23 protein-coding genes are annotated in these 26,737 nt (G+C 62.6%); 19 read left to right on the top strand and 4 right to left on the bottom strand.

Going from position 1 to position 26,737, the window contains the following annotated elements; all coding sequences use genetic code 11:
* Nucleotides 1-96: 96 nt before the first annotated feature.
* The 3 genes from M0D66_RS36110 to M0D66_RS36120 are packed head-to-tail and all read right to left on the bottom strand — an operon-like array spanning nt 97 to nt 5,667.
* Nucleotides 97-3,147: an efflux RND transporter permease subunit gene (locus tag M0D66_RS36110; RefSeq protein WP_266212755.1), complete on the bottom strand. Its 3,051-nt coding sequence runs from the start codon at nt 3,145-3,147 to the stop codon at nt 97-99.
* A complete protein-coding gene (locus tag M0D66_RS36115) occupies nt 3,144-4,271 on the bottom strand; it encodes an efflux RND transporter periplasmic adaptor subunit (protein ID WP_266212756.1) in 1,128 nt (375 codons plus the stop codon). The genes M0D66_RS36110 and M0D66_RS36115 overlap by 4 nt, the downstream gene beginning before the upstream one ends.
* On the bottom strand, nt 4,261-5,667 hold the full coding sequence (locus tag M0D66_RS36120) for a TolC family protein (RefSeq protein ID WP_266212757.1): 1,407 nt from the start codon (nt 5,665-5,667) through the stop codon (nt 4,261-4,263). Before M0D66_RS36120 ends, M0D66_RS36115 begins: the two co-directional genes overlap by 11 nt.
* A 203-nt stretch (nt 5,668-5,870) precedes the next feature.
* Here M0D66_RS36120 and M0D66_RS36125 point away from each other — a divergent pair, with 203 nt between their 5' ends.
* From M0D66_RS36125 to M0D66_RS36135, 3 genes are all read left to right on the top strand, one after another.
* A complete protein-coding gene (locus M0D66_RS36125; RefSeq protein WP_093642898.1) occupies nt 5,871-6,530 on the top strand; it encodes a response regulator in 660 nt (219 codons plus the stop codon).
* Complete coding sequence (locus M0D66_RS36130; RefSeq protein WP_211701354.1) at nt 6,530-7,894, top strand: HAMP domain-containing sensor histidine kinase; 1,365 nt, start codon at nt 6,530-6,532, stop codon at nt 7,892-7,894. Before M0D66_RS36125 ends, M0D66_RS36130 begins: the two co-directional genes overlap by 1 nt.
* 250 nt (nt 7,895-8,144) lie before the next feature.
* Nucleotides 8,145-8,828, top strand: a complete 684-nt coding sequence (locus M0D66_RS36135; protein WP_266212758.1) for a ProQ/FinO family protein — start codon at nt 8,145-8,147, stop codon at nt 8,826-8,828.
* A gap of 27 nt (nt 8,829-8,855) precedes the next feature.
* Here the strand turns inward: M0D66_RS36135 and M0D66_RS36140 are convergent, their stop codons facing one another.
* Entirely contained in the window at nt 8,856-10,199 is a 1,344-nt protein-coding gene (locus M0D66_RS36140) for a TAXI family TRAP transporter solute-binding subunit (protein WP_211707225.1), read from the bottom strand.
* 150 nt (nt 10,200-10,349) lie between these two features.
* Here M0D66_RS36140 and M0D66_RS36145 point away from each other — a divergent pair, with 150 nt between their 5' ends.
* The 16 genes from M0D66_RS36145 to hypE all read left to right on the top strand — a co-directional run bounded on the left by M0D66_RS36145 (nt 10,350) and on the right by hypE (nt 26,722).
* A complete protein-coding gene (locus M0D66_RS36145; RefSeq protein ID WP_266212759.1) occupies nt 10,350-10,796 on the top strand; it encodes a DUF2946 domain-containing protein in 447 nt (148 codons plus the stop codon).
* A gap of 105 nt (nt 10,797-10,901) precedes the next feature.
* Nucleotides 10,902-11,798, top strand: coding sequence for a hypothetical protein (locus M0D66_RS36150; RefSeq protein WP_266212760.1), 897 nt, complete (start codon nt 10,902-10,904; stop codon nt 11,796-11,798).
* Nucleotides 11,799-11,834: 36 nt separating this feature from the next.
* Complete coding sequence (locus tag M0D66_RS36155) at nt 11,835-12,215, top strand: copper resistance protein CopC (protein WP_266212761.1); 381 nt, start codon at nt 11,835-11,837, stop codon at nt 12,213-12,215.
* 156 nt (nt 12,216-12,371) lie between these two features.
* Nucleotides 12,372-13,427: a HoxN/HupN/NixA family nickel/cobalt transporter gene (locus M0D66_RS36160; RefSeq protein WP_200619376.1), complete on the top strand. Its 1,056-nt coding sequence runs from the start codon at nt 12,372-12,374 to the stop codon at nt 13,425-13,427.
* 374 nt (nt 13,428-13,801) lie between these two features.
* The gene (locus M0D66_RS36165) at nt 13,802-14,860 is read left to right on the top strand and encodes a hydrogenase expression protein HypE (protein ID WP_054043013.1); all 1,059 of its coding nucleotides are present in this window, start codon (nt 13,802-13,804) and stop codon (nt 14,858-14,860) included.
* Between the two features lie 48 nt (nt 14,861-14,908).
* A complete protein-coding gene (locus M0D66_RS36170; RefSeq protein WP_211707222.1) occupies nt 14,909-16,723 on the top strand; it encodes a nickel-dependent hydrogenase large subunit in 1,815 nt (604 codons plus the stop codon).
* Entirely contained in the window at nt 16,720-17,334 is a 615-nt protein-coding gene (locus M0D66_RS36175; protein WP_266212762.1) for a NifU family protein, read from the top strand. The genes M0D66_RS36170 and M0D66_RS36175 overlap by 4 nt, the downstream gene beginning before the upstream one ends.
* Nucleotides 17,331-17,966 (top strand): DUF5947 family protein, encoded by a 636-nt coding sequence (locus M0D66_RS36180; RefSeq protein WP_266212763.1) that lies wholly within the window; start codon nt 17,331-17,333, stop codon nt 17,964-17,966. The genes M0D66_RS36175 and M0D66_RS36180 overlap by 4 nt, the downstream gene beginning before the upstream one ends.
* Complete coding sequence (locus tag M0D66_RS36185; protein WP_266212764.1) at nt 17,959-18,606, top strand: DUF6084 family protein; 648 nt, start codon at nt 17,959-17,961, stop codon at nt 18,604-18,606. Before M0D66_RS36180 ends, M0D66_RS36185 begins: the two co-directional genes overlap by 8 nt.
* Nucleotides 18,603-20,051 (top strand): hypothetical protein, encoded by a 1,449-nt coding sequence (locus M0D66_RS36190; protein WP_266212765.1) that lies wholly within the window; start codon nt 18,603-18,605, stop codon nt 20,049-20,051. Before M0D66_RS36185 ends, M0D66_RS36190 begins: the two co-directional genes overlap by 4 nt.
* Complete coding sequence (locus tag M0D66_RS36195) at nt 20,048-20,599, top strand: hydrogenase maturation protease (RefSeq protein ID WP_200655035.1); 552 nt, start codon at nt 20,048-20,050, stop codon at nt 20,597-20,599. Before M0D66_RS36190 ends, M0D66_RS36195 begins: the two co-directional genes overlap by 4 nt.
* A gap of 200 nt (nt 20,600-20,799) precedes the next feature.
* Nucleotides 20,800-23,211, top strand: a complete 2,412-nt coding sequence (gene hypF, locus M0D66_RS36200; protein ID WP_266212766.1) for a carbamoyltransferase HypF — start codon at nt 20,800-20,802, stop codon at nt 23,209-23,211.
* Between the two features lie 90 nt (nt 23,212-23,301).
* Nucleotides 23,302-23,619, top strand: coding sequence for a HypC/HybG/HupF family hydrogenase formation chaperone (locus tag M0D66_RS36205; RefSeq protein WP_200655036.1), 318 nt, complete (start codon nt 23,302-23,304; stop codon nt 23,617-23,619).
* Nucleotides 23,620-23,649: 30 nt separating this feature from the next.
* Entirely contained in the window at nt 23,650-24,366 is a 717-nt protein-coding gene (locus M0D66_RS36210; protein ID WP_093642847.1) for an SIS domain-containing protein, read from the top strand.
* Entirely contained in the window at nt 24,363-25,634 is a 1,272-nt protein-coding gene (gene hypD / locus M0D66_RS36215) for a hydrogenase formation protein HypD (protein ID WP_266212767.1), read from the top strand. Before M0D66_RS36210 ends, hypD begins: the two co-directional genes overlap by 4 nt.
* Entirely contained in the window at nt 25,631-26,722 is a 1,092-nt protein-coding gene (gene hypE / locus M0D66_RS36220) for a hydrogenase expression/formation protein HypE (RefSeq protein ID WP_266212768.1), read from the top strand. Before hypD ends, hypE begins: the two co-directional genes overlap by 4 nt.
* Nucleotides 26,723-26,737: the final 15 nt, after the last annotated feature.

Here is a 26,737-nt window from a genome sequence, read left to right on the forward strand (position 1 = left end):
ACAGGGGGAACGCTAATAGACCACTAACAAAGCAAGGAAAGGCACCAAGGCCAGAGCCACGAACAATAAGCGCCGCGCAGGCAAAACCCCAGCCCATTAAATAGGCCCCTCCTTCATCAACAACTTCAACAAAACCGGCAACAAAACCAACACCAACGGCAACTGCACAATCAACCCAGAAATAATAGCAACCGCCAAAGGCTGCTGCATAGCAGCCCCCTGCCCAAGGGCAAAAGCAAGCGGCAGCAGCGCCAAAATAGCCGCAATAGTGGTCATGGCAATCGGCCGCAACCGATTCCTCCCCGCCGCGATTAGCGCCTCCTCAACCGCAATACCTTCATCCCGCACCAACCCCTGCAACTCCGATACATAAAAAATCGCCACCTCGGTCACGATACCGATAATCATCGTCATCCCCATCATCGCGGAGATGTTCAACTCGATACCGGTAATCCACAACCCAATAAACACAGCGCCCGCCGCGAGCAACGGCATCGCCATCACCGCCAGCGCAATCCGGAAACGCTCGTACAGAAACAGCAGCAATCCAAACACCAACGCAATCGCAGCACCGAACACGCTCAACAAACCCTTGAAAGCAATCTGCTGTTGCTGGTACAAACCGCCCAGTTCGTAATACACGCCGGTCGGCAACAAGCTCTTGTCACTTAACGCCTTCTGCACATCCGAGATCGTCGAGCCCAGATCGCGGCCGTCGATGCGCGCCGTCACCGCCACCATCCGCTTGAGATTGTCTCGGCTGATCTCCGGTTGGCCCGTCACCGGCACCTGATCGGCAACACGGTTCAACGCGAACAGATGGCCGTCCGGTGCGCGAATCTGCAGCAGTCCCAGTTGCGTATCGGTGAGCTTCAGTGCGCCCGCCACGCGCACCCGCACGCCCACCGTCTTCGGTCCGGTCTGGAATTGCGTCGCAACGTTGCCTTCCACCATGTCGGACACGGCCTGCGCAATCGACTGCGGGTCCATGCCCTCGGCGGCTGCCGCCTCAGGGCGGATGTGCAATTCGAGCGCGTCGCCCGCCGGATTGATGCCGTCGTTCACGTCCACCACGCCCTGAATCTTGCCGATCTGCGCGGCGACCTTGCGTGCGGTGGTGTCGAGTGTGTTCTGGTCGTCGGAATAGATTTTTATCTGCACCGGCTGGGGCACCGCGGTCAGGTCGCCGATCAGGTCTTCCATCAGTTGCGCGAGTTCGATGTTCACGCCGGGCACCTGCGTTTCGATCTTCGAGCGGATTTCTTCCATCACCGTTTCGATCGGCTCGCGGCCAGTCGATTTCAACCGCACGAAGAAGTCGCCCTTGTTGGGCTCGTTCAGGTCGCCGCCGAGTCCGGCGCCGGTGCGGCGCGAGTAAGTTGCAACGTTCGGATTCGCGCGGATGATGCCCTCGATCTGCTTCATCAAGCGGTCGGTTTCCGTGACGGACGTGCCCGGCTCGGTGTGATAGTCGAGCACGAAGCCGCCTTCGTCCATGCTCGGCATGAAGCCGCTGCCCACGCGCGTGAATGCGAACGCGGCCACCACGATCAGCGGCACCAGGCCGAGCAGTACGAGAACCGGGCGTGCCGTGACGTGCTCGATCACAAAGCCGTAGCGGCGGTTCATCCACGAAGCGAAGCGGGTTTCCTTGTGTTCCTCGGCGTCCTTCGGTTTCAGCCAGCGGTCGCACAGAATCGGTACCGCAAGCCACGTGACGAGAAACGAAATGAACAGGGCGCTTGCCATCGTCACCGAGAGCGCTTTGAAAAACGCACCCGTCACGCCCGACAAAAACGCGAGCGGCACGAAAATGATCAGCGTCGCCGCCGACGAGCCGGCAAGCGGCCGCGTGAATTCAAGCGCCGCCGCCATCACGCGGCCATGGAACTTGTGCGCACCGCCTTCACGCATGCGTCGCACGATGTGTTCGATCATCACGATGGCGTCGTCGATCACGAGGCCGACCGCGGCCGCCATGCCGCCGAGCGTCATGATGTTGAAGCCCATGCCGAACACGTCGAGCAGCAGGATCGTCGCGGCCATCACGACCGGCACGAGCGCGACCGCGATCGCGGTGATCTTCCAGTTGCGCAGAAAGGCAAACAGTGTGAAGGCAGCCAGCACGACGCCGATCATGATCGCGTCGCGCACGCTGGTCGCCGAGGCGATCACCAGTTCGCTCTGGTCGTACCAGTTCGAGAGATGCACGCCCGCCGGCATCTGATGCTGGAAGTCAGCGAGCTTGGCGCGGATCGCCTTGGCCATCGCCACGCTGTTCGCGCCCGGCTGCTGATAGACGTTGAGCAGCACGGCGTCCTGGCCGTCGGCAGTGACGCGCATCCATTGCGGCACGACACCCTGGCGAACCGTTGCGATGTCGCCGAGGCGGATCTGTGTCGCGCCGTTGGCCGACACCACCACGTTGCGCAGTTCGTCGAGTTGCGTGATCGTGGTGTTGGCAATCACGAGGTACAGCTTGTAATGATCCTCGATGCGGCCCGTGGCCATCAGTACGTTGCTCGCACCGATCGCTTTCGATACATCCGGGAGCGAGATCTTGTAGGCGGCAAGGCGCGCCGGATCGATCGCGACTTCGAATTCGTCCTGCGCGCCACCCGTCACTTCGACGCGCGCCACGCCCTCTACTGACGACAGCAACGGGCGCATCTGAAACTGCGCGAGATCACGCAGCGCCGACAGCGATTGCTGTTTCGACGTCAAGCTATACGCGAGCACCGGGAACACGGTCGGGTCCATGCGCCGGACCTGCATCGAGGTCCCTTGCGGCAGCGTCGCGAGGATCTCGCTGATGGCCGACTGCGCCTGTAACGTGGCCTGAGCCATGTCGGTGCCCCAGTCGAAATTGATCGAGATTTCCGCGGCGCCGCGGCTCGTGGTCGATTCGACATCGCGAACGTTCGGCACGCGTCGCAGCGCCTCTTCGACGGGCATCGTGACGAGTGTGGCCATCTGTTCAGCAGGGCGGTCGCCCGCGTCGAGCGAGACGACGGCGCGTGGAAACGCGACGTTCGGGAACAGCGAGATCGGCAGGCGGAACGCGGTGAGTGCGCCCGCGATCGCCAGCAGCGCGATCACGAACAGCAGCGAGCGCCGGTGCTTCTGCATCCATTGACCGAAATTCATCGCGGCGCGCCTCCGCCAGCCCGCACCGCCATGCCGTCCTTCAATTCATAGTTGCCGCTGACGACGAGCCCTTCAGCCGCGTCGATCGGACCGTCCACGCCGTAGCGGTCGCCGTTCTCGACCTGCGTGACCACGGCCACGCGGCGCGCCTTGTTTTGCGGCGTGATCTGGAATACGTACGCGCCTTTGTCGTCTTTCAGCACGGCGGCACGCGGCACAACCCAATGCGTGCCGCTGCGCGTCGCGATATCGGCGCTGACACGCGTACCTGGAATGAATGCGCTCTGTCCGAGCGGGACGTTCGCGCCGACGTTGACGAGCTGGCTTTGCTGATCGATCGATGCCCCGACCAGCACAACGTGGCCGTCCGCCGCGGCCTTGGCGAGCGAGGTGGACAGGCCGTGCAGCGTGACCATGTCGCCGGCATGGATAGCAGGGACGTCCGATGGTTCGACGCCAAGCATCACATTCGCGCGCGCATCCTTGCCGTTACCGCCTGCCAGCTGCAGGATCGCCGCGCCGGGCTGCATCTGATCGCCCTGTGCCGCCGTTATCTGCAAAACCACGCCGTCGATCGGCGCCGTGACGATCTTGTTGCCGCTCGCGACGCCCGTCTGGCTTTGCGCCGCGAGCGCCTGCTGCGCGTCCTCGGCGGCCTTGCGGGCCGTGGCGACTTGCGATTGCGTGGCGAGCCCTTTGTCGTACAGCGATTGCGTGCGCGCCAGTTCGCCTTGCGCCAGTGTCACCGCGCTCTTCGCCTGAGTGGCGGCCAGTACTGCGGCAGGGTCGGCCTGCACGACGAAAAGCGGCGCGCCGCGCGTCACGCTCTGTCCGGCTTGCACGCGCATCTGCACGATACGCGCGAGGTAAGGCAGGTTAACCGTGGTCAGATTCGACGCGGACGCGGCCACGATGCCATACGCGCGGACCGGTTGCGCGATGACGGCGCGCTGCACCCGTACGGTTTGCACGGATACGACGGCCTGGTCGGCCGCATCGTCGCCAGCGGACGCGCTAGCCGCATCGGCCGCATGCACGCCGATGCTCATCAGTGCAGCGCAGGCGAGAGAAATCGCATACGCGGCGATGCGCGGCCGCCGCGCTGCTAGTGGGCTATTTCGCATGAGTTTCGGTGAAGGTCTGAGCGGAGGTAAAGGCGTCGGGGATCGCGCTGCCGAGCAACGCCTGCAAGCCGACGCGTTGTTCGGCGAGCGATTCGCGCAGCGTGGCGACGTCGACACGTTTGGTGAGCGCGGCGCTTTCTGCATCGGTGTAGGCACCGAGCACGAGTTCGTGCTGCGCGTAGGCAGCGGCCGCATGCTGCGCGGTGAGATCGACGTCGGGCAGCGCGGCTTCGGTCTGCTGCAACTGTCGCGTGAGAATTACGCTGTCCGCGCGTAGATGGGCCACATCGGCATACGCCTGGTTCAGGCGCGACTGATACTCGTCGCGCAGGCGCTGACGCGTCGCTTTTTCGATCGCGACGTTGCCTTGATTGCGGTTGAAGATCGGCAAACTCAGATTGATCTGGAAGCCGCTGGTGTAGATGTTCGAGGTGTCGCGCGCGCGCACGAAACCCACGGAAAGGCTCGGAAACTGGCTGAGAATTGCCGCGCGGTATTTCTGCTCCTGCGCTTCATAGCCTGCCTGCAGCGCGATCAGATCGGGGCGGCGTTGCGCGAGTTTGGCCAGCGCTGCGTCGAGCGTCGCGTCGGAAAGTTCGGTCGCGTCTTCGCTGCTGGTGAGTGACAACTGCACCTCCGGCGAAAGGCCGAGTAGCGCGTTCAGATCATGATGCGTCTGTTCCGCGGCGCGTTCGGCGTCTGTGTATTGCTTGCGTGCGTCGCTGTAGGCGGTGAGTGCGGCTGTCAGCGTGTCGTCGGTGAGATTGCCGTCGCGGTGCGCTTCGGCCATGCGCTCATAGCGCGTGCGCGCGAGGTCGCGCTGCTGTTGCAGCAGCGGCAACGTGTCCTGCTGGAAGCGCGTCTTGATGAACAATTGCCGCGCCTGGGCGACGATCTGCCATTCCTGCCACAGCAGCCCGAGGTCTGTTTTGGCGACCGTCGCGTCGGCGGATTGTTTGTTCGCGCTGCGTAGCACGATCGCCATCACGTCGATGCTCAAACCATAATTGAACGCGCGCGTGGCGCCGGCCGCGCCCGGGTAATCGCTCGATACGCTCAGTTGCGGGTCGGGCAGCAATCCGGCTGAATAGGCCTGCGCTCGGGCAATGCCGAGATCGTCGCGGGCCAGCTTCAGGTCGGGATTGTTCGCCACTGCGAGCATCGCGACTTCGTCGATGTCGAGCCCATCGGACGGATCGAAGCGATGCGCGGCCAGTTCAGGCAGCGGCATGGTGGACGGATCGATCTGGATGCGTTCGAGCGAACGGGCCGAGGTCGACGTATCCTGCGCTGCGAGCGGCTCGCGGTGATACCACGTGCAGCCGCCGAGCAGCATCGCGCAGATCGGCACGAGCACGCGCAACCGCGCCGCTGTGGCGGTGTTGAAAACGGGCAAAATCCGGCTCCTGAACAAAAGGTGAGACGGCCGCGAACGGCTGTCGCCAAACAGGTGCCGATTCTGCTGACGGGGTGCTTAAGGAACGCTTAACGGACATTAAGCCTCGCCTAAGCGTCCCCTAAGCGTTTCCTAAGGGACGCATAAGGAAGCGTTAAGCTAACGGGCCGGACAATGCGGGCAAACTGGAGAGAGGAGAGGCCATGCGTCTGCTACTGGTCGAAGACGACGACATGATTGCGGAGACGGTGCTGGGCGCGATGCGCCGCTCGGGCTACGCAATCGACTGGGCTGAAGACGGCCGCGCGGCGGAACTGTCGCTGGGTAACGGCGTGTATGACCTCGTGCTGCTCGATCTCGGCCTGCCGAAGAAGGACGGCATCGACGTGCTCAATGCGTACCGCAAGAACGGAGGCGCCGCGCCGGTGATCATCCTGACCGCGCGCGACGCGGTCGATGAGCGGATTCGCGGCCTCGATGCGGGCGCCGACGATTACCTGATCAAACCATTCGACCTCGACGAGCTGGCCGCGCGCGTGCGCGCGCTCTTGCGGCGGCGCACTGGCCAGAAGCAACCCGTCTATGCGCACGGCGATCTCACACTCGATCCCGCGGCGCACGAAGTCACCAAAGGCGGCGAATTGCTACCGCTCGTGCCGCGCGAGTTCGCCTTGCTGCAGGCATTGATCGAAGAGCCTACGCGCGTGTTCACCAAACCTGAGCTGGAAGAGAAGCTCTACGGCTGGGGCGAGGAGGTGGGCAGCAACACCATCGAAGTGCACGTGCACAGCTTGCGGCGCAAGATCGGCGCGGAGCAGGTGGTGACCGTGCGCGGCGTGGGCTACCGTCTGAAGAGGTGCTGATGACGTCGATTCGCCGCTGGCTGCTGGGCTGGCTGATTTTCGGTCTGGCCGCGGCCTCGGGCGCGGCCGGCTTCGGCATTTTTCACACTGCACGCGAAGAAGCGGGCGAACTGTTCGACTACGAACTGCGTACCGTGGCGCTGTCGTTGCCGTCGAATCTGGCCGGCGCTGGCGACGGCGAGCATCGCAATCCCGACCTGGGCGACCTGGCTGACGACCGCGTCGTGATCGAAATCTGGGACCGCTCCGGCAATCTCATCTATCACTCGAGGCAGGCGCCGGTATTCTCGCGTTTGCCTGCCGGTTTCAGCACGGTCGAGCGCGGCGAGAATCACTGGCGCACGTTCGGGGTGGAACAGCGCGACCGTTATGTCCAGGTTGCGCAGCCGATCTCCGTGCGCGAAGACCTCGCGTTGAAACTGGCGCTGCATACGCTCTGGCCGCTCGGCGTGCTCGTGCCGGTGACGATCGTGCTGGTGTTGCTGGTGGTGGCAAGGGGGCTGGCGCCGATCGGCGGCCTGACGCGCGCGCTGACGACCCGTTCGCTCGATTCGCTGGAGCCATTGCATTTGGACGGCAGCGTGCCGGTCGAAATCAAGCCGCTGGTACAAGCGCTCAACGATCTTCTGCAACGTCTGAACGTTGCATCGCAGGCGCAGCGCACGTTTATCGCCGACGCCGCACATGAGCTGCGCTCGCCGCTTGCGGCGCTGAAGCTGCAATTGCAGGCGGCTTCCCGTGACGGCTCGCTAAAGGGCGAGGGGCAAACGCTGGAGCGCGTCGAGGGACGGGTCAACCGGATCATTCACCTGGTGCAGCAGTTGTTGACGCTGGCGCGTGAGGATGCGCATCCGGTGACGTCGATGGTGCCGGTGAGTCTGCGCCGGATCGGCGAGCAGGTCGTCGGCGATTTTTCGCTGCTCGCGGAGACGAGGGAGATCGATCTCGGGCTTGAGTGTGAAGACGCGCGCGCGAACTACGATGTCTACACGGTGCTGGCTGAACCGCACGGGATGAGTGTCCTGTTGGGGAACCTGATCAACAATGCGATCCGGCATACGCCGCGGGGTGGGCGTGTCGACGTGATTCTGAAACGGTCGGGCGAGCGCGTGGGGTTCAATGTCGTGGACAGCGGGTCCGGGATCCCGGAGGCTGAGATCGAGCGGGTTTTCGACCGCTTCTATCGCGGGGAGGAAGCCCAGGGCGACGGCAGCGGACTTGGGCTGGCGATTGTGGCCCGGATCGCCGCACGGCATCAACTGCAGCTTTCCCTGCGCAACAACGCCGGCCGGCCCGGCTTGTGCGTGTCGGTTTTTGGCCTGACGGCGGTTGAGGTGACGGTGCCTGTGGCGGTCAAAAGCTAATTTTTCCCTCTGTTTTTACCTTGGTGGCAAAAAACAAGATCTTCAACTCCATCCTTCGAAAAGCGCAATGAAATACGGGCTTTATTCGCGCTCGATGAAATGCGAACGCGGCAAGCGGGGCGGAAAGTATCGAGTTTAATCGTGCCATAGCAGAACGTTAGCCACCGCTGGCGCACGGCGTCCCACCGCCTCTCACGAGCATGTTTCAACACGCTGCTACAATCCTGTCTTTCTCGATTGATTGTGCGCTATGGGTTTCGAACAACTTGCTGAATTAAAGAAGCAACTGGCCGCGGCACGCGCCGAAGCTGCGCCTGCGGCCAAGCCGGTCGCCAAGCCCGGTGCGAAGCCCGCGCGCAAGCCGTCGCCGCCGCGTCGTGCCGCGCCTGGTCACAAGCCAGCGACAGACGCCAAGCCGGCGGCTGACGCCAGGCCTGCGGCCGACGCGAAGCCGGTGGACCCGGTGGTGAAATCGATCGGGAGACTGCAAAAGCGCTTCCCGAATGTTTTCCCGAAGAATCCGGCGCCCAAGCTGCCGCTGAAGGTTGGCATCTTCGAGGACCTCGTGGTTCATGCGAAGGAGCTGTCGCTGAGCGAAGCCGAGTTGCGCGACGCGATCAAAACCTGGTGCCGTGGCAGCCGCTACTGGAAATGCCTGGTTGAAGGCGCCGCGCGCGTCGATCTGACGGGTGGCGAAGCAGGCAAGGTGACGGCGCAGGAAGCGGCCGGCGCGCAGCGTCTGCAGGCGCATCGTGCGGGCAGGGGCGCGGCGAAAGCAGCGGCTTCGTCGGCTGATTCGTCCGCCAATGCTTCTGCTGCGTCGGCCACTCCGCAAGCCGAGGCAGGGAGCCAGCCGCAAGTCGCTTCGACGGACACCCCCGACGCTGAATCGGCTACACCGCCGGCAGCACCGTCGGCCACCGCCGAAGCGTAAAGCGTAAAGAAAAGGCCCGCCGCCCGGTTAAAGGCGGCTGCCTTGCGCCGCCAGCCGGACCCTCACGAAGCCGACGTGCTCGCGCAGCACATAGAACGCGTCGGCGTATGCGAGCGGCATACGCAAGCGGCTCAGCGAGGCCTCGATATGATCGAGCTCCGCGAACAGCTGCTTGCGTTCCTCCTCGGTCGAATCGGCCAGTGCGCCACGTTCGATCGCAATCAGCGCCCCGTAATAGCGATAGATACGCGAGCGCACGCGCCACCGGTACAGCGCCGGGATCAGGCGCATCGCCGGAAACAACAACACCGCCATCGGCAGCAGCAGAACGAGCGTGCGATCGCCGATGCTCGCGAGCCAGAACGGCAGCGTGCGGTATAGAAAACTCTTGCCGGTCTTGTAGTAGCGCTGCGCGTCTTCGCTGATCTGATATTCATGGGCGACCGGACTCGGAAACTCCCCCGCGCGCTGCAACAGCCCCGGCATGCCGTGCACCTCCTGGGCGGCCTCGATCAATAAGTCGGAAATCGCCGGATGCAGACCGGTCCGGGCCACGAGCTCGACCGTCGGGCTGATCAGATGGATGGTGTCGGGCGGAATTCTGCGCCTGAGATCCAGCACGCCGGGCGGCAGGTCGATCTCGTCGAGGTAGGGAAAGAGACGCGTATAGGCGCTCGCTTCATCGAAATCCATCACCGAGATGCCGGGCACTTTCAGGAGCCGCAGCATCAGGCCGCGTGTCGCGGAGTCGCCGTTGAGGATCGCCGCGTCGACGTCGCCTGCCACGAGTTGCGTGGCGGCCTGCATGCCGTCGCTCGGCACCAGCACGGTGTTGCCGCCTGGTTGGATGCCGTTTGCTTCCAGCAGTTTGAGCGAGAGGAGGCGCGTGCCGCTGCCTTCGCGGCCGATTGCAATCCGTTTGCCCTCCAGTTCTGAAAGCTCGCTGATACCCGAGCCGCGATAGAACACCACCACCGGAATATAGAAAACGCTGCCGAGCGACATCAGCGACGAAGTATCGAGCCCATCGGCCACACCGCCTTGCACGAGCGCGAGATCGACGTGCTGCTTCGGGTCCAGCAGACGGCTCAGATTCTGCACCGAGCCATCGGACTCCAGCACCTTCAGCGTGATGCCGTTGCGGGCGAGGATCTTCTTGTACTGATTCGCGGTGACGAGGAACGAACTATCGTGCGGACCCGCGCTGATGGTGATGGTCTTCGGCGGCGCCGGATCGACCACCCAGACGATCAGCGTGATGATCAGCACGATCAGCGCGGCCACGACGATGTAAGGCAAGGTGTGATCCCGCCACTCGGCGTGCGACTGATCGCCGGGAAAATGCGGGGGACGCGGGCGATACGCTTTCATGGGCACTCCGTGCCGGTAGCCGGGATGAGGCATTGTCCACTGTCTGCTGCGTATCGGCCAAATGTTCGGCATAACCGGCGCCTTGGCGGCCAGGACACGCGTTAGGCCATGGCATAATCTGCGACAGCTTCTTATCGTGTCGCCGGGCGCATGTTGAGTCGTTTCCATCGGAAGATCGGCAGTTGGCTAGGATTGTTTGCGATCCTGATGGCTACGCTCGCGCCAACGATCTCCCATTCGCTCGCCGCACGCAATGGCGGTGAAGCCGGAATGGGAGGCGAGCATTGCTCGATGCCGTCGATGGCTTCCATGCCGGACATGGGCGCCATGTCGTCGATGCCCTCCATGTCCTCCATGCACGATCAGGCCTCGGACGACCCCGGCAGCAAACAAGCTCAACACGCTGCCATGTCCGATGGCGACGCCTGCGGCTATTGCAGTCTGCTCGCTCACATGCCGGCGGTGCCCAGCGTCGAGGCGCTGTTTTTCGTCACCGTCCGTGCTGTCCAGCACACCGTCGCGACCCGCTTCGAACGCGTTCGCCGCGTCGAGCCGCTCACCTTCGCGCAGCCCCGCGCCCCTCCGTCCGCATCCTGATTCGAGTCATACCGTTGCGATGCCATGAGCGCATCGCGATGCCGCCGCACGTCCGTTAGTTGACGCGCGCGCCGGCATTGTCACGACCCATGAACAGGATGAACCATGCAAACCCAGGCAACGCGCAGCGCGCTACCGCTGCGCGCGGCGTCGCTCGTTGCGGCGACCGCCAGCGTATTTCTCTTCGCTCCTTCCTTCGCCAGTGCTCACGCGATTGCAGGTAATCGCGTCTTTCCGTCGACAATGGCCGTCGACGATCCCGGTGTCGGCGACGAAGCCAACCTCGAGTACGGCCATCAGCGCGTACCCGGCGACGCCGGCGATCAAAGCATCAATACCTTCGACTTCGAGTACGACAAGCTGATCACACCGCGGCTGGCGGTCTCGGTGGACGGCACCTACGCGATGCAGAACAATCCCAAAGCGCGTGGCTTCGACAACTTCGGTGTCGGTCTGAAGTACCTGCTCTACGTCAACGATGAACACGAGTTCATGACCTCGGTCGGTGTGAACGCTGAACTCGGCGGCACGGGAAGCCGAGCGATTGCGGATAACTTTTCGACGATCTCGCCGACGATTTACGCCGGCAAGGGCATGGGCGATCTTCCCGCATCTCTGGCGTATTTGCGGCCGATCGCGATCACGGGTGAAGCCGGCCCGGCGCTGACAACCGGGGCAGGGCAGCCGAACGCGTTCAACTACGGCTTCACGGTGCAATACAGCTTGCCGTATCTGCAGCAGCACGTGCACGACATCGGCTTGCCGCAGCCGTTGGCGAACGTGATTCCGCTGGTGGAAGTTCCGCTCTCGAGAAGCCAGGGGCAGACAACCGGCACGGTCAATCCGGGCTTCATCTGGATCAACCGTTATGGCCAGTTCGGCGTTGAAGCGCAAATCCCGATCAATCACGCAAGCGGCTCGCATGTGGGCATTCTCGTTCAGGCGCATATCTTCTTCGACGATGTCGCGCCCACTACGATCGGCAAGCCTCTCTTCCAGTAACAGTAACGTATGAACACCGTAACGCAGGAGCAAGCGATGAACAACGATCGACATGACTGGCTGCGCGCCGCAGCGAAGGTGCCCTTGCTGATTGCCGGGCTCGCATTCGCGAGCGCCGCTTTCGCCCATGTATTTCCGCAGAAGCAGGAGCCGGGTGCGGGCGCGACGGTGGCGTCGCCCGCTCAGGTCCGCGTGATATTCGACGGGCCGCTCGAGCCGTCATTCAGTTCGCTGACGGTGACCGACGCAAGCGGCAAGCAAGTCAACACGGAGAAGTCCGCAGTCGACGCCCATCAAGCGGCGGCGATCGCCGTGCCGCTGCCGCCGCTCGCGGCGGGTCACTACACCGTGCATTGGGTGGCGGTGGCCTCAGATGGGCATCGCACGCATGGCGACTATGCATTCGACGTGAAGTAGCACTGAAACCGTGCCGCACTGCGTCATCGCAATGGTGGCGCGGCGTGTCCGAGTTCGCGCGGGATCGGATGCGCCTGAAAAGTACTATTATCGAATGCAGGCGTTAAGCGCCTGGCTGTGCAACGCAGCCGGCCTTGGCCTCCCGGGAGAGAACCCATGGTGGAGTTTGTGAAGGCGCTCCTCGGCGAGGAAAACGGCCATCAGCGCCGGCAGATCGCATGGCTGTACGCGTTACTACTGACTTTCAATATCGCGGCATGGGTCGCGGCCTTCGTGGCGTTCCGCGGCTATCCGCTGCTCATGGGCTCCTGCCTGCTGGCTTACTCATTTGGTCTGAGGCATGCGGTGGATGCGGATCATATCGCGGCCATCGACAACGTCACGCGCAAACTGATGCAGTCCGGCCAGCGTCCGGTGACGGTCGGACTGATGTTCTCGCTCGGCCACGCCACCATCGTCGTTCTCGCAACCATCGGCATTGCGGCGACCGCCATGGCGTTGCAAAGCCGTATAAGTGGCTTCAAGGAAACGGGTGCGATGATCGGCACGCTAGTGTCGACGTTCTTTCTGTTTGCCATTGCACTTCTGAATCTGATCGTGCTGCGTTCGGTGCTGCGCGCTTTTCGGCGCGTGCGCCGAGGTGAGCCTTATGTCGATGAAGATCTCGACATGCTGCTTGCGAATCGCGGCTTGCTCGCGCGTATTTTCCGGCCGTTGTTCCGTCTGATCAGCAGGAGCTGGCACATGTACCCGCTCGGCTTTCTGTTCGGGCTGGGTTTCGATACGGCAACCGAAGTCGGGCTGCTCGGCATATCCGCTGCCGGCGCCGCGCAAGGCATGTCGATCTGGTCGATCCTGGTGTTTCCGGTGCTGTTCATGGCCGGCATGACGCTGATCGATACGACCGACAGCATCCTGATGCTGGGCGCCTATGGATGGGCCTTCGTGAAGCCGGTCCGCAAGCTCTACTACAACGTCACCATCACGACGATCTCGGTGCTTGTCGCGCTTCTTGTCGGCGGCATAGAAGGCCTCGGATTACTGGCCGACAAGCTGCATCTGAATGGCGGATTCTGGCAGGTGGTGGGCAGTCTGAATGAGAACTTCGGCATGATCGGCTATGCGATCATCGGCGTATTTCTGGCGAGCTGGCTATTGTCGGTTGCGGTTTACAAATGGATGCGATTCGAAGAACTCGAGATCCACTCGTGAGCGTGGCGGCAGATCAACGGTCGCGATTGATGACGCTTACGCGGCATTGAGCTAAACCCTTAAGGGCTATCGTCAGAGAATTACAAAAGGCACGCCTGCCGAGTCCTTATCGGTCCAATACGCTGCGCGTAGTTTAGTGAGTTTGTTACGGAAATTGGGTTATTTCGTATCGCTGAACTATACTCAAAAAAGTTTTTCGGGCTCATCACGGTGGGCACCTATCCCCAACAATACATGCAGCAAATCCGATCCTTTTAACCGCATCGCGCGGAATACTTATCGATCGATTGCTGGACACGTGACTGCCGTGCGGCACTCGCCACGTATCTTTGCCTGACCTGAAAAGAACGTGGTTCGCAGTGGAGACACTCATCATGGCAGAAGCAGACAACGTCCCCTATGGGCGCAAGACTCAGCATGCGCCGGCTCTCAAGGAAGTGCACATCATCTGGATTACCGCGGGCCTCGGCTGCGACGGTGATTCGGTATCAATTACCGCGGCGACTCAGCCGAGCATCGAGGATGTAATTCTTGGTGCTATTCCCGGTCTACCAAAGGTGCATTTGCATAACCCCGTATTGGCGTATGAAAACGGCGACGAGTTTCTCAAGCCGTTTCATCAGGCCGCGCGTGGCGAGCTTGAGAACTTCGTGCTGGTAATGGAAGGGTCGATTCCAAACGAACGTATTAATCGCGAAGGATATTGGGCCGCGTTGGGCACCGACCCCGATACGCAGGAACCGATCACGATTCCGCAATGGCTCGACCGGCTTGCGCCGCGTGCTCTGGCGGTGGTGGGCGCGGGCACCTGTGCGACCTACGGCGGCATTCACGCGATGGAAGGTAATCCGACCGGCTGCATGGGCCTCGCCGACTATCTCGGCTGGGACTGGAAGTCGAAAGCGGGCTTGCCGATCGTCAACGTGCCGGGTTGTCCGGTGCAGCCGGACAACTTCATGGAGACGTTGCTCTATCTGCTCTATCAACTGGCAGGCCTCGCGCCGATGATTCCGCTCGACGAAGCGCTGCGGCCGAGGTGGTTGTTTACACGCACGGTTCACGACGGTTGCGATCGCGCGGGCTCCTACGAGCAGGCGATCTTCGCCACCGAATACGGCAGCCCGAATTGCATCGTCAAGCTCGGTTGCTGGGGGCCGGTCGTGCAATGCAACGTGCCCAAACGCGGCTGGATGGCCGGCATTGGCGGCTGTCCGAATGTAGGGGGGATTTGCATTGGCTGCACGATGCCAGGCTTTCCCGACAAGTTCATGCCGTTCATGGATGAGCCGCCGGGAGCGGTGCTGTCGTCGAATCTCATCAAGAGTTATGGGCCGCTGATTCGCAGTCTGCGCAAGCTGACCAGGAACACGCTCAACGACGAGCCGAAATGGCGTCACAACGGTTCGAAACTCACTACCGGCTATCGTCGCTGATCTGGCGGCTTAGTTGGCGGAATTCGACTTGTCAGCAGGGAGAAGGTCATGGCCGTTAGTACCGCACCTGAAGCGACCACCAGTACCCAGGCAGCGCCGGGCAAGCTGGTCGACATGAACTGGGATCCGATTACGCGGATCGTCGGCAGTCTGGGGATTTACACCAAGATCGATTTTGCGAACCGCCGCGTGGCGGAGTGCTACAGCACGTCGTCGATCTTTCGTGGCTACAGCATTTTCATGAAGGGCAAAGACCCGCGCGACGCGCACTTCATCACGAGCCGCATCTGCGGAATCTGCGGCGACAATCACGCGACCTGTTCGGTGTACGCGCAGAACATGGCCTACGGTGTGAAGCCGCCGGCAATTGCCGAATGGATCGTCAATCTGGGCGAAGCGGCCGAATACATGTTCGACCACAACATCTTCCAGGACAACCTCGTAGGCGTGGATTTCTGCGAGAGGATGGTCAAGGAGACCAATCCCGGCGTGTGGGACAAGGCACAGAAAACACCTGCGCCGCACGCGGACAAGCACGGCTATAAAACCATCGCGGACATCATGACCGCGCTCAATCCGTTCACCGGCGAGTTCTATCGCGAGACCTTGATGGTCAGCCGCTATACACGCGAGATGTTCTGCCTGATGGAAGGACGTCACGTGCATCCGTCGACGCTTTATCCCGGTGGTGTGGGTACGGTGCCGACCATTCAGTTGTTCACGGACTACATCACACGCTTGATGAAGTACGTCGAGTTCATGAAGAAAGTCGTGCCGTTGCATGACGATCTGTTCGACTTCTTCTATGAAGCGTTGCCGGGTTACGAAGAAGTCGGCCGCCGTCGCATTCTGCTCGGTTGCTGGGGGTCGTTCCAGGACCCGAACGTATGCGACTACAACTACAACACGATGACGCAATGGGGCCGTGGCATGTTCGTCACGCCGGGCGTGGTGGTGGACGGCGAACTGGTGACGACCGATCTCGTGGATATCAACCTGAACATCCGCATCCTGCTGGGCAGTTCCTATTACGACGACTGGGATCACGAAGAGACCTTCGTCAAGAACGATCCGCTCGGCAATCCGGTGGACCGTAAGCATCCGTGGAATCAGACCACGCTGCCGCACCCGCAGAAGCGCAAATTCGACGGCAACTACACGTGGGTGATGTCGCCGCGCTGGCTCGACAAGCGCACTGGCGATCACCTTGCGCTCGATACCGGCGGTGGACCGATCGCGCGCTTGTGGGCCACCGCGTTGGCGGGTCTGGTCGATATCGGCTATATCAAGGCGACGGGTCACAGCGTGAAGATCTATTTGCCGAAGACCGCGCTCAAGCCCGAAGTCGAATTCGAATGGAAGATTCCGAAGTGGAGCAATGCGATCGAACGCGATCGCGCCCGCACGTATTTTCAGGCGTATTCCGCGGCTGCGGCCTTGTACTTTGCCGAGCAGGCGCTGGCCGAATTGCACGCGGGACGCACTCGCACGTTCAGCGACTTCACGGTGCCGGAAGAGGGGATCGGTTGCGGTTTCCATGAAGCAGTGCGCGGCGTGCTCTCGCATCACCTCGTGATCCGCGACGGCAAGATCGCCAACTATCATCCGTATCCGCCCACACCGTGGAACGCCAATCCGCGCGATATCTACGGTACGCCTGGGCCCTATGAAGACGCGGTGCAGAACACGCCGATCTTCGAAGAGAACGGGCCGGACAAGTTCAAGGGCATCGACATCATGCGCGCGGTGCGCAGCTTCGACCCGTGCCTGCCGTGCGGCGTGCATATGTACGTCGGCAACGGCAAGACGATCGATACGTCGCATTCGCCGACCTTTGGCGTGATGCAGGGAGCGCACACGTGAGCAACGAGAGCGCGGTCGTCGCCCAGCAACGCCGCATCGACGAATTGATTGCGGCGCTGGAAGCGCTCGACGATCCGCGCGCAAGAGAGCCGGCCAAAGAACTGCTGCGGGTCGTTCTCGATCTGCATACGAATGGGCTCGCACGGTTGATGGAGATCGTGTCGGAGGCGGGCGTGATGGACGACGCCATGATCGAAGCGTTCGAGCGCGACGCTGGTGTGTCCGCGTTGCTGCTGTTGCACGGCTTGCATCCGCAGGATCTGCCGACGCGCGTGTCGCGTGCAGTCGAGAAGATGCGGCCGTTGCTTGGCGTACAGGGCATCCAGATCGAGTTGCTCGACGCCGCGGAGGAGGCCGTGCGTGTGCGCGTGGCCGGCCGTCTGCAGGGCAAGCACAACTCAGTGGGCGAATTGCAGCAGGAAATCGAACGTGCGATTTTCGAAGCAGCGCCGGAAGCGATGCGTGTCGAGATTGCAGGTCTGACGGACGTCAATGTGCACGAGCTGCGCTTTGTGCCGCATCACACCGATGCGGCGGATGACGTAGCAAAGGACGTGACAAATCAGGTAGCAAATGAGGTAGCAAGCCGGACCGAGGCCGGCGCGCAATGACGCCCGCCGCTCCGGCACGCGGCTGGATCGCGCGGCTGCGCCAATTCGTGCGCAACGCCGACGACATCCAGTGCGAGTTGTGCGGCCTGCCGCTACTGCCCGATCATCCGCATCTGTTCGAAACCGCCAAACGAAAGCTCTTTTGCTGTTGCCGCGCGTGCGCGCTACTGTTCGGCAGTCAGCAGAATGCGCGCTATCGTCCGGTGCCGCGCGACGCACACTATCTCAACGGTTTTCGCATGAGCGATGCGCAATGGGACGCGCTGGCGATTCCCATCGATATCGCGTTCTTCTTTCATGACAGCGCGGCACAACGCGTCGTGGCGTTGTATCCCGGACCGGCCGGCGGCACGCAATCGCTCCTGGAACTGCGGGCGTGGGACGAACTGGTCGCGGAAAACCCGTTGCTCGCGCAACTGCAACCCGACGTCGAAGCGCTGCTGGTCAATCGCAGCGAAGGCGCGCGCGATTACTACCGTGTGCCGATTGACCAGTGCTACGCGCTAACCGGCGTGATTCGCGCGCGCTGGCGCGGACTGTCCGGCGGCAGGGAGGCGTGGGATTCGATTCATCGTTTCTTCGCCGCGCTGAAGGCCCATGGCCGGGTGCCGGAGGGCCTGCTCCATGCCTGATCTCGGGTTCACTGTCGAGTCGGCGGAAGTCGTGCCGTTCGCCGCAGCGCCGCTGCTGACGTTCAGGCTGCGTATCGCCAATACCCCGGCGCTGGAAGAGATCGCCAGCATCACGTTGCAATGCCAGATCCAGATCGAAGCAACGCAGCGCCGCTACGCGCCCGCCGAGCAGTACGGACTCGAGGACCTGTTCGGGGCGCCGCCGCGTTGGGGCGAGACGCTGCGTACGCTGCTATGGGCGCATACGTCGATAGTCGCGCCACCGTTTACCGGCGAATGCACGCTCGATTTGCCGGTGCCATGCAGCTACGACTTCAATGTGGCCGCAACCAAATATTTTCACGGCCTTGAAGAAGGCGAGATTCCACTGATGCTGCAATTCAGCGGCACGGTGTTCTATCGCGAAGACGACGGCGCGTTGCAGGCCGCGCCGATTCCCTGGCACAAGGAAGCGGCGTACCGGCTACCCGTCGCGCTATGGCGCGACATGATGACCCGCTACTACCCGAACGGCGCCTGGCTGTGTTTGCATCGGGACGTCTTCGATCGCCTCTCGCATTACAAAAGCAGGCGGGGTCTCACGAGCTGGGAGCAGGCGGTGTCGAGCCTGCTCGACGGCGTCGAGGAGGACATATCGTGAATGCGATCGAGAGCGTGGTTCAGGCGGTGCTGTACGAAGGCTACATGCTGTATCCATACCGGCCGACTTCGGTAAAGAACCGGCAACGCTGGACCTTCGGCGGCGTGTATCCGCGCGCCTATGCCGAGGCGTCGGGTAGCGATCCGTGGGTGACGCAAACCGAGTGTCTGCTGCGCGGCGACGAGCACACCCGCGTGGCCGTGCGGCCCGGTTTTCTGCAGGTGATCGAGCGAACGGTGCTCGACGTGGACCAGGGTTCCGCCGCGCGGCCGGAGTCGGGCGAGCCGGCCTGGCGCACTGTGCCCGTGCTCGATATCGACGAGCGGCGCTACACCCCATGGCAGGAAGCGGCCGAGCGGCACATCGCCGTACCGGTTCTGGTGATGGACGAACTGCTTGACGTACCGCTGCAGATCGCCTTTTCGTTCGACGCCGCCAGCGATCTCGAACCGCTCGCTGACAGGCAAGGCACGCTGCGTGGCGCTCTGCGCCGTATCCGCGCTTCGCTGCAAGGCCATGTCGAATTGAGCGCCGCGAGTGTAGCCGCCGGCGTTTATCGTTTGACGGTGCGTATCGTCAACGAGACCCCGCTCGACAATGCCCACGAATTGAAGCGCGATGCGGCTTCCCTATACGCGCTGGTGTCCTGTCATACGGTGCTGACCGTCGAGGGCGGCACGTGGATTTCTTCCATCGATCCGCCCACGGAGCTGGCCGCGGCGGCTGCCGCGAGCCGCAATATCGGCGTGTGGCCCGTTCTCGTGGGTGACGAACAACAGCCCGACACGATGCTCGCCTCGCCGATCATTCTGTACGACTTCCCGCAGATTGCGCCTGAAAGCGCCGGCGATCTATTCGACTCCACGGAGATCGACGAAATCCTCACGCTGCGCATTCTCACCATGACCGACGACGAAAAGCGCGAAATGATCGCCACGGACGAGCGTGCGCGTGCCTTGCTTGCACGTACTGAAAGTCTCGGTGCCGAGCAGATGGAAAAGTTGCATGGCACGTTACGGCAGGTGCGCGTACTCGACGGCGCGAGTGTCGGCGGATTTTCACCGCTGGAAACACCCGCCATGCCGGTGTCGCCATGGGCGGAGCTCGACGCGCGGCCGCATCTGGCTTGCGTGCGGGTGGCGGGCGTCGAGATCCGGATCGGCGATCAGGTGCGTTTGCGTCCACGCGGTCGCGCGGACATCTTCGATATCGCACTGAGCGGCATGGTTGCCACGATCGAATCGATCGAGCGCGATTTCGACGATCACGTGCACGTTGCCGTGACGGTCGACGACGATCCCGGCAAAGACTTCGGCCTGCAGCGCATGCCCGGCCATCGCTTCTTCTTCGGCCCGGACGAGATCGAGCCCCTGGTCAGTGGCGCCGGCCCGTCCAGGCCATTCGGCTCGTTCAGTCAACCGAGTCGTAAAGGAGGGCACGCATGAGCGCGATTCTGGTGGCGGGCATCGGCAATGTGTTTCTCGGCGACGATGGTTTCGGCGTCGAAGTGGTGCGCCGTCTGCGGGAGAAACTGGCGGCCGGGGAATTACCGGCGTTCGCTGACGGCGTGAGCGTGGCGGACTTCGGTATTCGCGGCATCGATCTCTGCTATGCGCTGCTCGACGGTGTGGACAGCGCGATTCTGATCGACACGACGCAGCGCGGCGGTGCGCCGGGCACGCTGTATGTGATCGAGCCGTCCGTGGAAAATGCCGCCGGCGATGAGCCGGGCGATCTGTATGCGGCGCCGATTCTGATGTCGCCGCACGAAATGGATCCGGCCAAAGTGCTGCAAACGGTGCGGATGCTGGGCGGTGGCTGCGAGGACATTGTCGTGCTCGGTTGCGAGCCGCAAGACTTCGGGTTCGAGCATGGTGAGGAAGGAAGAATGGGGTTGAGCGGCACGGTGGCGGCGGTCGTCGAGCAGGCGGTCGAACTGGCTGTGACGCTTGTGATGGCAAGGATGGAGCGGTTGCCCGCACGAGCCGCCTGAGCGCTCGGGTTGCGAGGCGGCTAAGCGGTAGGCCGTCACGGATACGGTGTGAAATAACTGAAGTGGGAGGCGTCATGAAAGGCTTTCTGAAATACCTCTTGTTGCCGGCGTTGGTGCTCGGCGTGATGGCGAATATGAAGGACATCAAGCGCTATATCCGTATCCGCAACATGTAGGCGACAACAGTCGGGGAGGTGGCCATGAGCACGCATTCACAGCCTGCAGGACAGTCTTCACCTCCACACCCGATGGTTCACGGACCGGTCGGCGAGGAAATCCGTGTGCGCGGACTGGTGCAAGGCGTCGGCTTTCGCCCGACCGTATGGCGGCTTGCGCATGCGTGCGGTGTGGTCGGCGACGTGCGTAACGATAGCGACGGCGTGCTGATTCATGCGTGGGGCGATGCGTGGACACTGCAGCGCTTCATCGAAAGCCTGAGTGCGGAGTGTCCGCCGCTCGCACGCATCGACGCCATCGAGCGGCATCAACTGAGTGAAGCGGCCGAGGCCAGCGATTTCCGTATCGTGGCGAGCGAGGCCGGCCATGTGCAGACCGGCGTCACGCCTGACGCAGTGATCTGTGCGGACTGTGCAGCGGAGATCGCCGACCCGGCGAATCGCCGTTACCGTTATCCGTTTACGAACTGCACGCATTGCGGACCACGTCTTTCGATCGTTCAGGCCATTCCCTACGATCGCGCCAACACAACCATGGCCGACTTCTGCCTGTGCGATGCGTGCCGCGCCGAGTATGAGAATCCCGCCGACCGGCGCTTTCACGCGCAACCGGTTGCGTGTCCTGTGTGCGGCCCGCGTGTCTGGCTGGAAACCCGGCACGGCGCACGGGCTGATGGCGACGATCCCTGTCGTGCGGCAAGCCTGCTGTTGCGGCATGGTTCGATTGTCGCGATTAAAGGCCTAGGCGGCTTTCAGCTTGCCTGCGACGCGTGCGATGAAGCCGCGGTCGCCCGTTTGCGTCAATTGAAACGGCGCGAGCGCAAACCGTTTGCACTGATGGCGCGCGACCTGCAGGCCGTACGCCGCTATTGCAAACCCGACGAGACAGAGCTCGCCCTGCTGCAGAGCGCGGCAGGACCCATCGTCATCCTGCGCGCCGACGGCGCGGAGTGCGTCGCATCTGGCGTCGCGCCGGGTGTGGGCACGCTCGGTTTCATGCTGCCGTCCACGCCGTTGCATCGGTTGCTGATGGAGTCGATCGACACGGCACTCGTGGTGACAAGCGGCAACACGAGCGACGAGCCGCCGTGCATCGACAACGCGGATGCCCGAGCGCGCCTCGGTCGCATTGCCGATGTTTTCCTGATGCACGATCGCGATATCGCACGCCGGGTCGACGATTCGGTGGCCCGCGTGGTGCAGGGCGAACCGCGTGTGCTGCGTCGCGCGCGTGGCTATGCGCCCGCTCCGTTGCGGTTGCCGGCGGGCTTCGCCGAAACGCCGGCGGTGCTGGCAATGGGCGGCGAACTCAAGAACACCTTCTGCCTTGCGGGCAATGCGCAGGCAATCGTCTCGCACCATCTCGGCGATCTGGAAGACGCGCTGACCTATGCGGACTATCGTCGCTCGGTGGCGCAGTATCTGCGCCTGTTCGAACATGAACCGCAGGCAGTGGCGCTTGACTTTCATCCCGAGTACCTATCGCGCAAGATCGGCTATGACCTCGCACAAACATGGCAGGTCCCGGCGGTCGAAGTGCAGCACCATCACGCGCATCTCGCCGCGTGCATGGCGGAAAACGGCGTGGCGCTCGATGCGCTGCCGATGCTCGGCGTCGCACTCGACGGTCTCGGTTATGGCGACGACGGCACGCTGTGGGGCGGAGAGTTCATGCTGGCGGATTATCGCGGCTTCACGCGTCTCGGCAGATTCAAACCGGTTGCGATGCCCGGCGGCACACGTGCCGTAGACGAACCGTGGCGCAACGCTTACGCGCATCTGCTGGCGGCTTTCGATTGGCGCGGCTTCACGCGGCAATACGCGGGACTCGACATACAGCAGTTCCTCAGCAGCCGTCCGCGCGACGCGCTCGATACGATGATCGCGAAACGCGTCAATAGTCCGCTGGCAAGCTCTGTGGGGCGTCTGTTCGACGCCGTGGCGGCGACACTCGGCGTGTGCCGGGAGCGCGTGCTTTATGAAGGGCAGGCGGCTATCGAGCTCGAGGCGCTGGTCGATCTGCACGCGCTGCGAAACGACAGCGACGCCCACGCTTACCCATTTGAAATCATCAGCACCATGCCGGACGGTCTGCGGTGCATCGAGCCGCAGCCGATGTGGGAGACCTTGCTGGACGACCTGTTGCGCGGCACATCCGTGCCGGTGGTCGCAGCGCGGTTTCACAAGGGGTTGGCCATTGCGATCGTCCGAATGGTCGAATGCCTGGCCGACCTGCTGACAGGACCCGTCGATGCACGCAGTGTGGCGCTGTCCGGCGGTGTTTTCCAGAATCGCATCCTGTTCGAACAGGTAGCCGGGCGGCTCGGCGCAGCCGGTTTCCGAGTGTTGACCCATCGGCAGGTGCCGGCCAACGACGGCGGATTGTCGCTGGGGCAGGCGGTCGTGGCGGCGGCCAAGGGGCGCGACGGGTTTTGAGCTCGGTGCTGAGGCTGCGGTGTAGCGGTAGTGGCGCGGAAGTAGCAGTGCGGAAGTAGCGGCGCACAAGCGGGTTAAAGGGAGAACACCATGTGTTTGGGCATCCCGGGACAGATCGTCGAAGTGACCGACGCGGCGAGCGATCTCGCGCTCGTCAATGTCGGCGGTGTGCGGCGCGTGATCAACATTGCCTTCGTGATCGGTGAGGGACGGACGGCGAACTCGTGCGTCGGCGAATGGGTGCTGGTGCACGTGGGCTTCGCGATGAGCCGGCTCGACGAGCAGGAAGCGGCGCGCACGCTCGCGTTATTGCACGAACTGGGCGTCGCGCAGGGCGAGATGGACGACATGGCCAAGGTGGGCGAACTGCAGGACGAACTGCGCGAAGAATTGCGCAGCGCGCCTTAAGCGTCCGATCGGAAGCCAACGGAGACCGCCATGCCCGAACATGAATCCCTGCAGGCGTTGTATCCGTTCCTGCACGGCGCACGCCAGGACGCGGACAAGCTCGACGCGGCGTTGCTCGAGTCAGTGCGTCTGAAGGCGCAGGACAGCGTCGACACCAAACAACGCTTCTTCGACGAAAACGGCCCGGCAGTAGTGCGGATCGCTCGCGCGATTGCGGAGATGTACCGCCGCGACGGCAGGCTCTTCACCATGGGCAACGGCGGTTCGAGCTGCGACGCCTCGCATATTGCCGTCGAATTTCTGCATCCGGTGACCACGGGTCGCCCGGCACTCACCGCCATCAACCTCGTAGCTGACACGGCCATGATGACCGCTGTCGGCAACGATGTCGGTTTCAGCCATATTTTCGTGCGGCAACTGGTGGCGCAAGGCCGGCGTGGCGACGCGCTGATCGGCGTGTCGACCAGCGGAAATTCCGAAAACCTGCTGACTGCCTTTGCGAAAGCGAAGGAGATGGGCCTGCTGACCATCGGTCTGTCAGGCCACGACGGCGGACGCATGGCTGCCAGTGCGGCGGTCGATCACTGTCTCGTGGTGAAAAGCGACAGTATTCATCGCGTGCAGGAGACTCACGTCGCGATTTATCACATTCTGTGGGACCTCGTGCATACGCTGCTCGCCGACGACCGCGGCGGCCTCGCCGGTTCGGCTGGACTGGCCAGCTCGGCGGAGGGAGGTGCGCCATGAAATATGTCGATGAGTTTCGCGACCCACACAAGGCGAAAACGCTGGAGAAGGAGATCCGCGCGCTGGTGTCCCGCATTGAGCGCGCCAAACAACGGCCGCTGCAGATCATGGAAGTGTGTGGCGGCCATACCCATACGATTTTCCGCTACGGTATTCAGCAAATGCTGCCCGATGCGGTGGAGTTCGTGCATGGTCCCGGTTGCCCGGTGTGTGTGCTGCCGATGGGCCGCGTCGACGATTGCGTTGCGTTGGCCGAGCGCCCGGAAGTGATCTTTACGACCTTCGGCGATGCGATGCGTGTGCCGGGTTCGAAGAAGAGCCTGCTGAAAGCGAAAGCCGACGGCGCGGACGTGCGGATGGTCTATTCGCCGCTCGACGCTTTGAAGATCGCGCAACAAAACCCGGACCGGGAGGTGATTTTCTTCGGCCTGGGCTTCGAGACGACCATGCCCAGCACCGCGATGACGGTCCTGCAGGCTCACGCGCAAAAGGTCCACAATTTCTCGCTGTTCTGCAATCACATCACGATCATTCCGACCATCAAGGCGATTCTCGATTCGCCCGACTTGCATCTCGATGGCTTTCTTGGCCCGGGGCACGTCAGCATGGTGATCGGCACACGGCCCTATGATTTCATCGCGCGGCACTATCGCAAGCCGATCACGGTGGCGGGATTCGAACCGCTCGATATATTGCAATCGATGTGGATGGTGTTGCGGCAGATCGAAGCAGGGCGCTGCGAGGTGGAGAACCAGTATGGCCGGATCGTGACCGAGGGCGGCAATGCGCAGGCTTTGTCGGCGGTGATGCGCGTGTTCGAGACGCGCGAGTTCTTCGAATGGCGTGGACTGGGTTCGATCGATCACTCGGGCGTCAGGGTTCGTGAGACGTTTGCCCGTTTCGACGCGGAGCGCAAGTTCGACGTGCCGAACCTGAAGATCGCCGATCCGAAAGCATGTCAATGCGGCGAGGTGTTGAAGGGTGTCATCAAACCGCATCAATGCAAGGTGTTCGGCACCGCCTGCACACCGGAGTCGCCGCTCGGCTCGTTGATGGTGTCGAGCGAAGGTGCCTGCGCAGCTTACTACAACTATGGACGTATCGATACATCGCGGATCGATGAGCGGCGCGTTGCTCGGCAAAGCGCGAAATCAACCGATGCGACAGCCCAGGCGTGCCTTGGCGCAAGCGGCTTGGCCGTTGTGCCTGATGCGCCTGCGCTGATTGACGATACGATCACTACGGCGGCCACGCGAGGCCATTCATGAACGACCGCGTGCCCGACCCTCTACAGCCCACGGCGCCTCGCCGCGTCGCCCGCATACACGACGCTTCCGTCAATCTCGCACATGGCGGCGGTGGCCGCGCGATGCGGGATCTGATCGAAGACGTATTCGTCTCGACCTTCGACAATCCCACGCTCGCGGCGCTGGAAGATCAGGCCGTCTTCGCACTCGCCGATCTTGCTACGCATGGAGACCGTCTCGCGTTTACGACCGATAGCTACGTAGTCGATCCGCTGTTCTTTCCAGGTGGCGACATCGGTACGCTGGCTGTATCGGGAACGGTCAACGATCTTGCCGTGTGCGGAGCGACACCGTTATATCTCTCGTGCGCGGTGGTGATCGAAGAAGGTCTTGCCGTCGATATCTTGCGGCGTGTTGCCGCGAGCATGCAGCGAGTCGCGCTCGAAGCGGGCGTCGCGATCGTGACGGGTGATACGAAGGTGGTCGAACGTGGTTGCGCGGACAAGCTCTTTATCAACACCGCCGGCATCGGCGTGGTGCGCCACGACGTGTCGATTTCAGCCCGCAACGCACGCCCCGGCGACGTCGTGATCGTCAACGGTTATCTCGGCGATCATGGCGCGGCGATTCTGGTCGCACGTCAGCAGCTTGCCCTGGAAGCCGATGTGGAAAGCGATTGTTGCCCCCTCAACGGCCTGATTGCGGCAATGCTCGATGCGTGTCCGCAGATTCATTGTTTGCGCGATGCGACCCGCGGCGGCGTCGCGACGGTGTTGAACGAGTTCGCACAGAGTTCGAACGTGACGATACGGCTGCGCGAAGCGGACCTGCCGTTGCGGGAGGAGGTCAAAGGCGCGTGCGAGATTCTCGGCCTCGATCCGCTGTATCTGGCTAACGAAGGCAAGCTGGTGGCCGTCGTGCCCGCCGATGCAGCCGGGCGGGTGCTCGCGGCCATGCGCGCGCATCCGGCGGGGCGCGAGGCGGCGGCAATCGGTACGGTGGAGATGAGCGAGGCGGGCGCGGGTGGTCTTGTCGTCATGCAGACCGCGTTCGGTGGACAACGCATCGTCGACATGCTGGTGGGCGAGCAACTGCCGCGCATCTGCTGACCGCTGGAGGAGCGC

The sequence above is a fragment of the Paraburkholderia sp. SECH2 genome, assembly GCF_030464795.1.
Lineage (GTDB): Bacteria > Pseudomonadota > Gammaproteobacteria > Burkholderiales > Burkholderiaceae > Paraburkholderia > Paraburkholderia aspalathi.

Coding starts and splice junctions, on each gene's coding strand:
- M0D66_RS36110 (WP_266212755.1), bottom strand. CDS start 3,147: ATGAATTTCGGTCAATGGATGCAGAAGCACCGGCGCTCGCTGCTGTTC.
- M0D66_RS36115 (WP_266212756.1), bottom strand. CDS start 4,271: ATGCGAAATAGCCCACTAGCAGCGCGGCGGCCGCGCATCGCCGCGTAT.
- M0D66_RS36125 (WP_093642898.1), top strand. CDS start 5,871: ATGCGTCTGCTACTGGTCGAAGACGACGACATGATTGCGGAGACGGTG.
- M0D66_RS36130 (WP_211701354.1), top strand. CDS start 6,530: ATGACGTCGATTCGCCGCTGGCTGCTGGGCTGGCTGATTTTCGGTCTG.
- M0D66_RS36135 (WP_266212758.1), top strand. CDS start 8,145: ATGGGTTTCGAACAACTTGCTGAATTAAAGAAGCAACTGGCCGCGGCA.
- M0D66_RS36140 (WP_211707225.1), bottom strand. CDS start 10,199: ATGAAAGCGTATCGCCCGCGTCCCCCGCATTTTCCCGGCGATCAGTCG.
- M0D66_RS36145 (WP_266212759.1), top strand. CDS start 10,350: ATGTTGAGTCGTTTCCATCGGAAGATCGGCAGTTGGCTAGGATTGTTT.
- M0D66_RS36150 (WP_266212760.1), top strand. CDS start 10,902: ATGCAAACCCAGGCAACGCGCAGCGCGCTACCGCTGCGCGCGGCGTCG.
- M0D66_RS36155 (WP_266212761.1), top strand. CDS start 11,835: ATGAACAACGATCGACATGACTGGCTGCGCGCCGCAGCGAAGGTGCCC.
- M0D66_RS36160 (WP_200619376.1), top strand. CDS start 12,372: ATGGTGGAGTTTGTGAAGGCGCTCCTCGGCGAGGAAAACGGCCATCAG.
- M0D66_RS36165 (WP_054043013.1), top strand. CDS start 13,802: ATGGCAGAAGCAGACAACGTCCCCTATGGGCGCAAGACTCAGCATGCG.
- M0D66_RS36170 (WP_211707222.1), top strand. CDS start 14,909: ATGGCCGTTAGTACCGCACCTGAAGCGACCACCAGTACCCAGGCAGCG.
- M0D66_RS36180 (WP_266212763.1), top strand. CDS start 17,331: ATGACGCCCGCCGCTCCGGCACGCGGCTGGATCGCGCGGCTGCGCCAA.
- M0D66_RS36185 (WP_266212764.1), top strand. CDS start 17,959: ATGCCTGATCTCGGGTTCACTGTCGAGTCGGCGGAAGTCGTGCCGTTC.
- M0D66_RS36195 (WP_200655035.1), top strand. CDS start 20,048: ATGAGCGCGATTCTGGTGGCGGGCATCGGCAATGTGTTTCTCGGCGAC.
- hypF (WP_266212766.1), top strand. CDS start 20,800: ATGAGCACGCATTCACAGCCTGCAGGACAGTCTTCACCTCCACACCCG.
- M0D66_RS36205 (WP_200655036.1), top strand. CDS start 23,302: ATGTGTTTGGGCATCCCGGGACAGATCGTCGAAGTGACCGACGCGGCG.
- M0D66_RS36210 (WP_093642847.1), top strand. CDS start 23,650: ATGCCCGAACATGAATCCCTGCAGGCGTTGTATCCGTTCCTGCACGGC.
- hypD (WP_266212767.1), top strand. CDS start 24,363: ATGAAATATGTCGATGAGTTTCGCGACCCACACAAGGCGAAAACGCTG.
- hypE (WP_266212768.1), top strand. CDS start 25,631: ATGAACGACCGCGTGCCCGACCCTCTACAGCCCACGGCGCCTCGCCGC.